General features: G+C 59.7%; 9 protein-coding genes and 1 pseudogene. 3 read left to right on the plus strand and 7 right to left on the minus strand.

Annotated features, from left to right (window positions below; genetic code table 11):
* Positions 1–20 precede the first annotated feature (20 nt).
* From QD357_RS21160 to QD357_RS21185, 6 genes and pseudogenes are all read right to left on the minus strand, one after another.
* A pseudogene (locus QD357_RS21160) lies at positions 21–823 on the minus strand (Ku protein).
* A 74-nt stretch (positions 824–897) separates the two neighbouring features.
* Entirely contained in the window at positions 898–3555 is a 2658-nt protein-coding gene (locus tag QD357_RS21165) for a molybdopterin-dependent oxidoreductase (protein WP_414124961.1), read from the minus strand.
* Positions 3556–3601: 46 nt separating this feature from the next.
* Entirely contained in the window at positions 3602–3952 is a 351-nt protein-coding gene (gene nirD / locus QD357_RS21170) for a nitrite reductase small subunit NirD (RefSeq protein WP_414124962.1), read from the minus strand.
* A 4-nt stretch (positions 3953–3956) separates the two neighbouring features.
* Positions 3957–6407 (minus strand): nitrite reductase large subunit NirB, encoded by a 2451-nt coding sequence (nirB, locus tag QD357_RS21175; protein ID WP_414124963.1) that lies wholly within the window; start codon positions 6405–6407, stop codon positions 3957–3959.
* A gap of 19 nt (positions 6408–6426) precedes the next feature.
* Complete coding sequence (locus QD357_RS21180) at positions 6427–7698, minus strand: MFS transporter (RefSeq protein WP_183939593.1); 1272 nt, start codon at positions 7696–7698, stop codon at positions 6427–6429.
* A gap of 407 nt (positions 7699–8105) precedes the next feature.
* On the minus strand, positions 8106–8897 hold the full coding sequence (locus QD357_RS21185; protein WP_183939596.1) for a phenylalanine 4-monooxygenase: 792 nt from the start codon (positions 8895–8897) through the stop codon (positions 8106–8108).
* Between the two features lie 121 nt (positions 8898–9018).
* On the opposite strand from QD357_RS21185, the gene QD357_RS21190 reads away from it, so the two are divergent.
* Complete coding sequence (locus tag QD357_RS21190; RefSeq protein ID WP_183939599.1) at positions 9019–9480, plus strand: Lrp/AsnC family transcriptional regulator; 462 nt, start codon at positions 9019–9021, stop codon at positions 9478–9480.
* Positions 9481–9514: 34 nt separating this feature from the next.
* Here QD357_RS21190 and QD357_RS21195 read toward each other — a convergent pair whose 3' ends face one another.
* Positions 9515–10015 carry an Lrp/AsnC family transcriptional regulator gene (locus tag QD357_RS21195; protein ID WP_028752075.1) on the minus strand — a complete coding sequence of 167 codons (501 nt, stop codon included), beginning with the start codon at positions 10013–10015 and terminating at the stop codon, positions 9515–9517.
* 131 nt (positions 10016–10146) lie between these two features.
* Here QD357_RS21195 and hppD point away from each other — a divergent pair, with 131 nt between their 5' ends.
* A complete protein-coding gene (hppD, locus tag QD357_RS21200) occupies positions 10147–11256 on the plus strand; it encodes a 4-hydroxyphenylpyruvate dioxygenase (RefSeq protein ID WP_183939602.1) in 1110 nt (369 codons plus the stop codon).
* Positions 11257–11315: 59 nt separating this feature from the next.
* Positions 11316–12677, plus strand: a complete 1362-nt coding sequence (gene hmgA, locus QD357_RS21205; RefSeq protein WP_183939604.1) for a homogentisate 1,2-dioxygenase — start codon at positions 11316–11318, stop codon at positions 12675–12677.
* Positions 12678–12692 lie beyond the last annotated feature (15 nt).

Raw genomic sequence — 12692 nt, forward strand, 5'->3', positions numbered from 1 at the left:
GGGTCGTGCCTGGAATTGAGCTAGCGCTTGGCTTTCGAGGCCGCGGCAACACTTTTTTTCAACGCATCGAGGATGTTGATGACATTGCTCGGCGGCGCTTCGGTCTCTGGCTTGGGTTTGGCTGCCCGTTTCCGCCCTTTCTTTTTCGCGGCAATCAGATCGTGCAGCTTGTCCTGCACCGGATCGCTCGCCATCGACGGCGTCCAGGGCTTGGTCTCCTCGTCGATCAATTGTAGGACGAGCGACATCAGGCGCGGATCGGCCTTATCCGCTTTGACCGCTTCGAAATAGGCGGCCTCATCGCGAACTTCGTCGCCATAGCGCAACGTCCATAACACGATGCCTTTGTCGCGGGGCTCTAGCATCACGGCCCGCTCGCGGCGATACATCACCAGGCGGGAGATGCCGACGGTCTTGGTGGCTGCCATGGCGTCGCGGATAACGCAGAAGGCTTCCTCGCCGACGGGATCGTCCGGGGTCAGATAATGCGGCTGGTCGAGCCAGATCCATTCGATAGAGTCGCGCGGGCGAAGACATCGATATCGATCGTGCGGGTGCTTTCAAGCGCGACGGAGTCCAGCTCGTCGTCTTCGATCAGCACATAGTCGCCCTCGCCACGCTCATGGCCTTTGACCTCGTCGTCCTCCTTCACGGCCTTGCCGGCGACGGAATCGACATATAGGCTGACAACCCGGTTCCGGGTCTCGCGATTGAGGGTATGGAAGCGGATCTTCTCATTCTCGGATACGGCCGGCGCCATCGCGACCGGGCAGGTCACGAGCGAGAGTTTGAGATAACCTTTCCAGAAGGAACGCGGCGCCATCTATCGATCTCCCGATTCCAACACGAACGGGAGGCATGACGCTTTGTTCCATGCCCGGCTACTCTTTGAGCCGTTTATTCGGCCGCGGTCGCAAGGCACCCATCGATGATCCCGCGGATTTCGGCGCGGCAGGAGCCGCAATTGGTTCCGGCGTTCAGCGCTTTTCCGACGGCCTCGACGCTGTGGCAGCCATTGCGAACCGCACCGACGATCTGGTTGACGCCGACGCCGAAACACKAGCAGACGGTTGCACCGGGATCAGGCGTATTGGCGCCCGGCCGGCCGGCGACGAGGGCAAAGCGTTTGCGCATGTTGCCGTGCGATGCGGACAGTTGCGCGATTGCCCAGTTGCGGGCGACGGCCACCGGCTGGCGGGCCAGAAATAGCGCCGCGAGAAGCCTGTCTCCGTCGAAGAAGGCCAGGCGCAGATCACCGGAGGTTTGATCGGCATAGCCGAGCGGCTCGACATCTGGAGGAATGTCGAAGGTGGCGCGGCACCAGTCCGCCCAATCTTCCACGGCATCGTCGAATGCCAGTTCCATCCGCCATCCGCCATCGGCCTTGGCGAGAGCCCAGTAGGCGGCTTCCAGATGCTGTGGCTTTGCCACGGAAACGGCAAAGCCATAATACGATGCCTTGAAAGGACGTGCGGCAACAGCGACATTTTTCGAGGCTGGCTGGCCGGAGAAGGGATCGGTCACGGGCGCGACGACGGTATCGATGCGCGCCTTGGCGGCGAAGCTGTCATTCCAATGCATCGGCACGAACAGGCTGCTGCGCGCCTGTCGTTCCGTCACCAATGCTCGAACGATCACCTTGCCTTGCGGGCTTTCGATCTCGATCAGGCTGGCATCGCTGACGCCGATTTCGATCGCATCGCGGGGATGGATTTCGGCAAAGGGCTCGGCAATATGCGATGATAGCCTGGCGCTTTTGCCGGTGCGGGTCATCGTATGCCACTGGTCGCGGATACGGCCCGTATTGAGCGTGAACGGGAATTCCGCACTCGTGCGGTCCGAAACCGGCATCTTGATGGCCACGAAACGGGCCTTGCCGTCGGCGTGAAAAAATCCGCCTTTGGCGAAGAAGCGCGTCGTCTGCGGCGCGGTTCCCGCAGGCTGCGGCCATTGGAACGGCGAAAGCGTTTCATAGTCTTCGGCCGCTATCTGCGAGCAGGCGCCGATATCGAAATCCCGGCTGCCGATATTTTCAAAGCTGGAAAGGGCAGCATGTTCGGCAAAAATGCCGGCTGGCGAGTGGAAGGAGAAGGCCTCAGTGAAGCCCATCCGACGACCAACTTCGGCCATCTGCCACCAGTCCGGTTTCGCCTCGCCGGGCGAGGGGAGAAAGCCGCGTTGCCGGGAAATCCGGCGTTCGGAATTGGTGACGGTGCCATCTTTCTCGGCCCAGCCGATAGAGGGTAGCAACACGTCCGCATGTCGTGCCGTATCCGTCTGTTTCAGGACGTCGGAAACGACGACGAACGGACAGGCCTTGATCGCTGCTTCGACGGCATCCGCATCCGGCATCGAGACCACTGGATTGGTCGCCATGATCCACAGGGCTTTGACGCGGCCATCGGCAACGGCGCGAAACATGTCGACGGCCTTCAGCCCTGGTCGCTCGGCGATGACGGGGGATTTCCAGAAGCGCTGCACACGATCCCGATCGTCCGCGTTCTCGATCGCCATATGGGCGGCAAGCATATTGGCGAGCCCACCGACCTCGCGTCCGCCCATGGCATTGGGTTGGCCGGTCAGGGAGAAAGGCCCCATGCCGGGACGGCCGATGCGTCCCGTAGCGAGATGGCAATTGAGGATGGCGTTGACCTTGTCGGTACCGGAGGACGACTGGTTGACGCCCTGGCTATAGCAGGTCACGACCTTTTCCGTCGTTTCGAACAGGCGGAAGAACTCGCGCAGTTGCATCGCCGGCAGACCAGTCTTGTCGAGCAGGTCGCTGAAGCTTAGCGCCGAGGCTTCAGCGAAAGCGTCCGAGAAGCCTTCGGTATGGGTCGCGATGAAATTCTGGTCGATGGCGGAGCTCTGGGCCAGGCGGGCAAGCAGACCCGTGAATAGAGCGACATCGCCATCGGGACGGATTGCCAGATGCAGGTCGGCGATATCGGAGGTCATCGTCCGGCGCGGATCGATGACGACCACTTTCATTCCCGGACGTTCGGCCTTGGCGGCAGCGAGGCGCTGGTAGAGGACCGGGTGACACCAGGCGAGATTGGAGCCGGTGAGGATCACCAGATCGGCCAGCTCGATGTCCTCATAGGTGCCGGGCACCGTGTCCGAACCGAAGGCGCGGCGGTGGCCCGCAACCGAGGATGACATGCAGAGGCGCGAATTGGTATCGATGTTGGCCGAGCCGATAAAGCCCTTCATCAGCTTGTTGGCGAGGTAATAATCTTCGGTCAAAAGCTGACCGGAAACGTAGAAGGCGACCGAATCCGGGCCATGCGCGGCCACGGTTTCGGAAAAACGCCTTGCCACCAGATCGAGGGTTTCGTCCCAGCTCGCACGTTCACCGCCGACTTCCGGATAGAGAAGGCGGTCGTCAAGATCGATCGTCTCCGCCAGCGCCGACCCCTTGGAACAGAGCCGCCCGTAATTGGAGGGATGATCGGGATCGCCTTTGACGGAAACCTTGCCGTCATCATCGATGCTGGCGATGACGCCGCAGCCGACGCCGCAATAGGGGCAGGTCGTTTTGGTCTCAGCGGACATCGAGCTGCCCTCCAAGAGCCGAAGATAGAGCCGGGTGCAAAACCATCTATTCCGCCGCCATCATGAGGCTATCGAGCCTGATCGACAGCACTCCGTCCTCATTGCGTACCGGGATGGTCCGAACCGAACCTTCATCCGCTCCGAGTGCCTTACCGGTCTCAAGCGAGATGACCCAATTGTGCAGCGGGCAGGTGACGGCGGCGCCGTGCACGATCCCTTGCGAAAGCGGTCCGCCCTTGTGCGGGCAATGATCCTCGATGGCGAAGACTTCGTTTTCGGCGGTACGGAAGACCGCGATCTTGCCCTGCGGGGTCTTCACGCAGCGTGCGCCGCGCAGAGGGATGTCCGAGATGTCGCCGATTGGATGCCAGTTTTCATTGGGCCAGTTCATGTCCATCTCCTTACTCGGCGGCCTGCGGGTAGCCGATCGTCGCCATCGGCTTGAACTCATGCTTGTCCTTGCCGGAGACGCGCTCCGACCAGGGATCGACCTGGGCGAATTTCTGGCTGAAGACGAAGCGTTCGTAGAAAGCCTTGCGCTTTTCGCCGTCGTCCATGATCTGGCGGCGGATCTCGTCGAGGCCAATGCGCTTCGCCCATTTGTAGATGCGCTCGAGGTAACGGGCCTGCTCGCGGTACATCTGCGTCAGCGCCACGATATGCTCCAGCGCCTCGTCCTCGGTCTTGACGAGGCCGAGCACTTCCGTGCCCTTGATGTCGAGACCGGCAGCGCCTGCGAAATGGATTTCGAAGCCGCTGTCGACACAGATGACGCCGATGTCCTTGCAGGTCGCCTCAGCGCAATTGCGCGGACAGCCGGAAACCGCCATCTTGAGCTTTGCCGGGGTCCAAGAGCCCCACATGAACTTCTCGATGCGGATGCCGAGGCCGGTGGAATCCTGCGTGCCGAAGCGGCACCAGTCCGAACCGACGCAGGTCTTCACCGTGCGCAGGCCCTTGGCATAGGCCTGGCCGGAGATGAAGCCCGCCTTGCCGAGATCGGCCCAGACAGCGGGCAGGTCTTCCTTCTGCACACCGAGAAGGTCGATGCGCTGACCGCCGGTCACCTTGACCATCGGGATCTCGAATTTGTCGACGACATCGGCGATGGCGCGCAGCTCGTTCGAACTGGTCACGCCGCCCCACATGCGCGGCACGACCGAATAGGTGCCGTCCTTCTGAATATTGGCGTGAACGCGCTCGTTGATGAAACGCGACTGATAATCGTCGGCATATTCATCCGGCCAGTCGCAGACGAGGTAATAGTTCAACGCCGGCCGGCATTTGGCGCAGCCGCAGGAGGTCTTCCATTCCAGCTCCTGCATGATGGCGGGGATGGTCTTCAGCCCCTTGGCCTTGATCAGCCGGCGCACATCGTCATGACCAAGCTCGGTGCAGGTGCACATCGGCTGGACGGCGGCCGGGTTGTAGCTGTCGCCAAGCGTGATTGACATCAGTTGTTCGACGAGCCCTGTACAGGAGCCGCACGAGGCGGATGCCTTCGTATGGGCGCGCACCTCGTCCAGGGACGTCAGGCCCTTGGACGTGATTGTCGAGGTGATTTTGCCCTTACAGACGCCGTTGCAGCCGCAGATTTCCGCATCATCCGGCAAGGCTGCAACGGCCGCCATAGGGTCCAGCGGGGACCCTCCCTGGTAGGCCTGGCCGAAGATGAGCGTCTCGCGCATCTCCGAAATATCGGTCGCCTTCTTCTTCAGGTCGTTGAACCATGCGCCGTCAGCCGTTTCACCATAAAGTACGGTGCCGATGATGCGATTGTCCTTCAGGATCACGCGCTTGTAGACGCCGGCTGCGGCATCGCGCAGCACGATTTCCTCGCGATCGTCACCGTCCGCAAAGTCGCCGATGGAAAAGAGGTCGATGCCGGTGACCTTGAGCTTGGTCGGCGTGTCGGAATGCACGAAGCCGGCAGTGGTGTCGCCGGCAAGCTGCGCGGCAGCAACGCGCGCCATCTCATAAAGCGGCGCCACCAGGCCGTAGACCTGACCGCCCACTTCGGCGCATTCGCCGAGCGCATAGATATCGCCGTCGGAGGTGCCCATACCGGCGTCGACGACGATGCCTCTGTTGACGGCGAGGCCGGCATCCTTCGCAAGGCCGGCGCTCGGACGGATGCCGGCTGCCATGACCACCAACGTCGCCGGCACGATGGTGCCGTCGGCCAATTCCACACCTTCGACTTTGCCGTCGCCGACGATCGCCTTGGTGTTGGCTTTGGTGATCACCTTGATGCCGCGTTCCTCGACGGCCTTTTGCAGCAGATAGCCGGCGGCGGGATCGAGCTGGCGCTCCATCAGCGTCGGCATGACATGCAGCACGGTGACGTCCATGCCGCGCGAGCTGAGACCTGCCGCGGCTTCGAGACCGAGCAGTCCGCCGCCGATGACGACCGCCTTGGCGCGGGACTGTGCGGCAAGCAGCATGGCGTTGACGTCGTCCAGATCGCGATAGGTCAGGACGCCCGGCAAATCGTTTCCGGGAACAGGAATGATGAAGGGCACGGAACCGGTGGCGATCACCAGCTTGTCGTAGCTCTCGGTGACGCCATGATCCGAGGTGACGGTCTTCGCGGCGCGATCGATGGCGACGATCTTGTGGCCCTTATAGAGGGTGATGTTGTTCTTGATGTACCAGCCATCGCCGTGGATGATGATCTGCTCGTAGTCCTTTTCACCCGAAAGGACCGGCGACAGCATGATGCGGTCGTAATTGACGCGCGGCTCGGCGTTGAAGATCGTCACTTCATACTGGCCGGGCGCTTTTTCGAGGAGGTGTTCCAGCATGCGGCCGGGCGCCATGCCGTTGCCGATGATGATGAGTTTCTGGGTCATGATGGAAGTCCGATCCAAATTACTGGGCAAAAACGCTGGCGTTTGCGGTCGATGCGCTGTTCCGCTGCAATTGGCGGATGGAGAAATGCATCCATACCAGCGAGATAGCGACGATCGCGAACAGCAGCATGAAGCAGCTCGACCACAGGCCGGTCATGTCCTTGAGCAGGCCGAAGGCGATCGGCAGGATGAAGCCGCCAAGGCCGCCCATCATGCCGACGATACCGCCGACAGCACCGACAGCGCCGGGATAGTACGCGGGAATGTGCTTGTAGACCGCCGCTTTGCCGAGGCTCATGAAGAAGCCGAGAACGAAGATGACGACGATGAAGATCGCCGGCGTAATGCCGAAGGCTGGGCCTGCTGCTGTGGCTGCCGGCAACGAAAGGATTAGGGTTGCTACAGCCGATACAGCCAGCATCGTGTACATGACGCTTCGGGCGCCCTTTTTGTCGGAAAGCATGCCGCCGAAGGCGCGGAAGATGCTGCCCGGGATGGAATAGGCGGCAGCGACCATGCCGGCAGTCTCAAGGTTGAAGCCGTAGACGCCGACCAGATAACGGGGCAGCCACAGCGACAGGGCGACGAAGCCGCCGAATGCGAAGAAGTAATAGAGCGAGAAGCGCCATACCTGCACGTTCTTCAACGGTGCGAATTCCTGCAGGAGGCTTTTGGATACGCCGCCGCCGTTGCGACGAGCGCGGAAGGCCGGATCATCGGTMGTGGTGAACCAGAAGACGACCGCCATGGCCGCAAGCACCAGCGCCCAGATCTCGGCGACAGCCTGCCAGCCCCATGCGAGGAGGACGAAGGGGGCCGCGAACTTGGTCACCGCTGCACCGACATTGCCGGCGCCGAAGATGCCAAGCGCCGTTCCCTGCTTTTCCGGCGGGAAGAAGGGCGAGACGTAGGCGACACCGACCGCGAAGGAGCCGCCGGCAAGGCCGACGCCGAGGCCAGCGATCAGCATCTGCGTGTAGGTATGGGCATAAGAGAGCAGGAAGGTCGCCAATGCGGCGGCCAGCATGGTGAGCGTGTAGACAAGACGGCCGCCGTAGCGGGTGGTCCAGATGCCGAGAACGATGCGGACGATCGAACCCGTCAGGACCGGCGTGCCGACCAGCAAGCCAAACTCGGCCTCGTTCAGGCCAAGCTCCTGTTTGATACGGATGCCGATGATCGCGAAGATCGTCCAGACCGCAAAACAGATGGTGAATGCGAGTGTCGATATCCACAGCGCGCGTTGCGGTGCGTCAGAGGACGATGTCGGCGTTTGGTCAAAAGCAGGCATAGCTACTCCGTGCGCGACAACGTCGCGCTTTCCTGGGTTCGAATTGAAACAAAAAAGCTGCTGACCAGGGTTCGCGCACGCTGGGAGCGCGTTCGTTAATCCTGATCAGCAGCTTTGCCTGGGGCGCCCCACGTTGGACGCCAAATATGTGAGCCTTGTGGGCCTCGAAAATAAGAAAGCAAGTTGCGTGCCAAATTCAGTGCGCCAAAAAATCTAGCATTATCAATGGGGAAGGAGAACGATAGCCCGGTGACGGAATGGTCAAATCTTGGGCGGCCTTTGCTGCGGTGCACATTAATCGAGCAAGAGCGTCTTTGGTGAAGCCGAAATAGCGACGCCGCCGGATGGCGGCGTTTGGGATAAGTTGCCAAAGATTGGACGTAAGCAGGTAGGAGGCAAGTGCCTGTTCACGATGCCTTGGCTTCGAAAGTGGGCGGGAAATCACCCAGCGACTTCGCCTTGAGGATCTGGCCCTCGATATCCTGCTCGACGATCGCTTCAAGGTCGGCGAAGCTGTCGATGACATAATAGATCGGCTGGACGATATCGATCCGATATGGCGTTCTGAGGACGCTGAGCAGGTCGAACGGCCGAAATTCGCACGCTTTGCCTTCCATTGCGGCCTTCGTTTCGCTCGGCGAGGAGACGATGCCGGCGCCGAAGCAGCGGCGGCCTTGCGGCGTGTTGATCAGGCCGAATTCGACGGTAAACCAGAAGATGCGGAACAGATGCCAGGAATAGCCTTTGCCGAGGCGCACGGCGGTTTCGCCGAAATGCCGCACGAAATTGGCATAGCTCTGGTTGGTCAGCAGCGGGCAATGGCCGAAAACCTCGTGGAACAGGTCCGGCTCCTCGATATAGTCGATATGCTCGCGACGGCGCAGGAAGGTTGCCAGCGGGAATTTGCCCAGCGACAGAAGTTCGTAGAAGCGCGAGGGCGGAATAAGCGCCGGCACGCCTTCGACGCCGAAGCCGGTGGTCTCGCTCAGGCGACGGTTGACGTCGAGAAGTTGAGGCACCTTGTCCGACCTCAGCCCCAGGGTTTTGACGCCGTCCAGATATTCGCGGCAAGCCATATTGGCGAGCAGCTTCATCTGACGCTCATAGAGCTCGCCCCAGATCGCGTCCTCTTCGGTGGTGTAAACGTATAAACCGTCCGGGCCGGGCAGTTTGGCGGTGTAGCTGCTTTCCTTGGTCATGCCGATCCTCCCAGGCACTGCGGTATTCTTGCAATTATGCTCCAAGCTTTGAGGATTTTCTTTTCTTTTGTGCTGATTATCGTCATATTGATGGGAAATCTTCTCGAATATGGCGCTGAAAATGAAAGAAAATGGGAGTTTTCATCGCAAGCTTCTGCAACTCATCCAGGCCGATGGCAGTCTTTCGCTGGCTGAGTTAGCGGAAAAGGCCGGCATGTCGCAAAGTTCGGCTTGGCGGAAGATCCAGGAGCTGGAATCCGATGGTGTCATCCGCAAGCGCGTGACATTGCTGGATCCGGGAAAACTCGATCTCAAACTCTGCGTGATTGCGCATGTAACGCTGGAGGATCACCACGAAGAGGCGGTGGCATCTTTCGCTTCGGTAGTATTGGAGCGACCGGAGATCATGGAGTGCTACGCATTGTCCGGCGCCTTCGACTATATGCTGAAGATCCGGGCGAAGGATGTGGAAAGCTATGAGGCCTTCATGACCCGCTACCTCATGCGCAACCCCCATGTGCGTACGGTCGTGTCGAGCTTTGTGCTGCGCGAGCTGAAATTCTCGACCGAACTGCCGATCTAGCGCCTGCCGAGCTGGATTCGTGCACGCAGACAATTCAACGTGCACTATCGCCATGCCAACTATGCGGCATGAGCACCGGAAACCCCTCGAATGTCTTGAGCGTGTCGAGGACAATCGACGTCTTCACATGCTGCACCGACTCGTGGGGCAACAGAACGTCGTTGACGAACCTTGAGAGGTCGTTGAGCCCGCGGGTTGCCACCTTCAAGTGATAGTCCATTTCACCCGTCAGCGCATAGGCTTCAAGAACTTCCGGCAACCCGTTGATCAGTTGGGAAAATCTGCGGGCATTGTCCCGGTTGTGGGTCGCGAGTGTTACGGAGATGACCACCAGCATATCCAAGCCCAGCTTCTGCCTGTCCAGGTTGGCCTGGTAGCTGCGAATATATCCTTCCGCTTCCAATCTCGTCCGCCGGCGCGAGCATTGCGAGGGTGAAAGCGCGATCCGCTCGCCCAATTCGTTGTTCGTCAGCCTGCCGTCTTTCTGAAGCTCCTGGAGCAGGCGCAAATCCAATTTGTCGAGCTGTTCATCCACTGCGCAAAATCTCAAAAATCCTCACGATCCGTGCATAATATCTTCTTTGAGCATGAAGAATGCAAGAACTTTGCGCGCGTTTTGGGCCACACTTTGCATAGTCAAATTCATCTCTCTAGAGGAGAAAGAAAATGGGTCCTTTCCCGCACGATGCGCCGCCTTCGGAAATAACCGCCGACAATCCGGCCGGCACCGACGGCTTCGAATTCGTTGAATTCGCTCATCCTGAGCCCGAGAAACTGCGCGAACTCTTCACGCGCATGGGTTACGCTCCGGTCGCCAAACACAAGACGAAAGACATCACCGTCTGGCGGCAGGGCGATATCAACTATATCCTGAACGCAGAGCCCGGTAGCCATGCCGCTCATTTCGTTGACAAGCATGGTCCCTGCGCCCCGTCGATGGCCTGGCGCGTTGTMGATGCCAGGCATGCGTTCGACCACGCGGTGTCAAAAGGCGCCGTTCCCTATGAAGGGAATGACAAGGCGCTCAATGTTCCGGCGATCGTCGGCATCGGTGGTTCGCTGCTCTATTTTGTCGAGACCTACCGGGCAAAGGGATCGGCTTACGACGCAGAGTTCGATTGGCTTGGCGAGCGCGATCCGTATCCCGAAGGCGTCGGCTTCTATTATCTCGATCATCTGACGCACAATGTCTTCCGCGGCAACATGGACAAGTGGTGGGATTTCTATCGCGAGCTGTTCAATTTCAAGCAGATCCACTTCTTCGATATTGATGGGCGCATCACCGGTCTGGTGAGCCGCGCCATCACCTCGCCCTGCGGCAAAATCCGAATTCCGCTCAATGAATCGAAGGACGACACAAGCCAGATCGAGGAGTTTCTGAAGAAATACAAGGGCGAGGGCATCCAGCACATCGCGGTTGGAACGGAAGACATCTACAGCGGCACCGACAAGCTTGCCGCCAACGGCCTCCGTTTCATGCCGGGTCCGCCGGAGACCTATTACGACATGTCTTATGCCCGCGTGAATGGTCATGACGAACCCATCGAACGTATGAAGAAACATGGTATCCTCATCGACGGCGAAGGTGTGGTGAACGGCGGCATGACGAAAGTCCTGCTTCAGATCTTCTCCAAGACGGTCATTGGTCCGATCTTCTTCGAGTTCATCCAGCGCAAGGGCGATGAAGGCTTCGGGGAGGGCAACTTCCGTGCTCTTTTCGAGTCGATCGAGGCGGATCAGATCAAGCGCGGCGTCATTGGCACCGCGGCTGAGTGATCTCCAGGCTATCCGGCGCAAGGCCCCGGATAGCCGGCATTTTCGGGAGGAGTGGAGCGATGGACCAGACGATATCTAAAACTTCCGACAGCCAGGCGACGGCGGCGGAGACGCTGCAATACATGCCGGGCTTCGGCAATGACTTCGAAAGCGAGTCGCTTCCCGGCGCTCTGCCACAAGGCCAGAACAGCCCGCAGAAATGCAACTACGGTCTTTACGCGGAGCAGCTTTCCGGCTCGCCGTTCACCGCCCCCCGTGGGACGAATGAACGGTCCTGGCTCTATCGCATCCGCCCGAGCGTGCGTCACACCCGCCGCTTTTCGAACGCCTTCTATCCACTCTGGAAATCCGCACCCTGTCTCGACGAGCATTCGCTTCCTCTCGGCCAGCTTCGCTGGGATCCGCTGCCCGCGCCGACTGAGCGGTTGAATTTTCTGGAAGGGATCCGCACGATCACGAGCGGCGGCGATGTCATGACCCAGACGGGCATGGCGTCGCACGCCTATGTCTTCAACGAGGACATGGTGGATGATTATTTCTTCAATGCCGATGGCGAGTTGCTCATTGTGCCCCAGGTCGGCGCTATCAGGGTGTTTGCCGAAATGGGCATCATGGACATCGAGCCCTTGGAAATTTGCGTCGTCCCTCGCGGCATGATGGTCAAGGTGCAGCGCATTGGCGACGAAAAGGTCTGGCGCGGGTATATATGTGAGAACTACGGCGCGAAATTCACGCTGCCGGATCGCGGGCCTATCGGCGCGAACTGCCTGGCAAACCCGCGCGACTTCAAGACGCCCGTCGCCGCCTTCGAGGACAAGGAGACGCCTTGCCGCGTGCATGTCAAATGGTGCGGAAAGTTCTACGTCACCGAAATCGGCCACTCACCCCTCGATGTGGTCGCCTGGCACGGCAACTATATCCCTTATAAATACGACCTGCGGACATTTTCCCCGGTCGGGGCGATCCTGTTCGACCATCCCGATCCGTCGATCTTCACCGTACTGACCGCTCCGACCGAAAGTGCCGGCACGGCGAATGTCGATTTCGTGATCTTTCCGCCGCGCTGGCTGGTTGCGGAACATACTTTCCGCCCGCCCTGGTATCATCGCAACATCATGAGCGAGTTCATGGGCCTGATCCATGGCCAATATGATGCAAAGGAGCAAGGTTTCGTGCCGGGCGGCATGAGCCTGCACAATATGATGCTCCCGCATGGACCGGATGCCTCGGGCTTCGAAAAGGCATCCAATTCCGAGCTCAAGCCCGTGAAACTGGATCAAACCATGGCTTTCATGTTCGAGACCAGATTTCCGCAGCAGGTGACGAAATACGCGGCCGAGCTTGAAACGCGGCAGGACAATTATCTGGAGTGCTGGGACGGCCTGGAACGCAAGTTCGACGGAACGCCGGGCATCAAGTGAAGTCCGGCCAATTAT

This window comes from Rhizobium sp. BR 317 (assembly GCF_047445835.1).
Classification (GTDB): Bacteria; Pseudomonadota; Alphaproteobacteria; order Rhizobiales; family Rhizobiaceae; genus Rhizobium; species Rhizobium paranaense.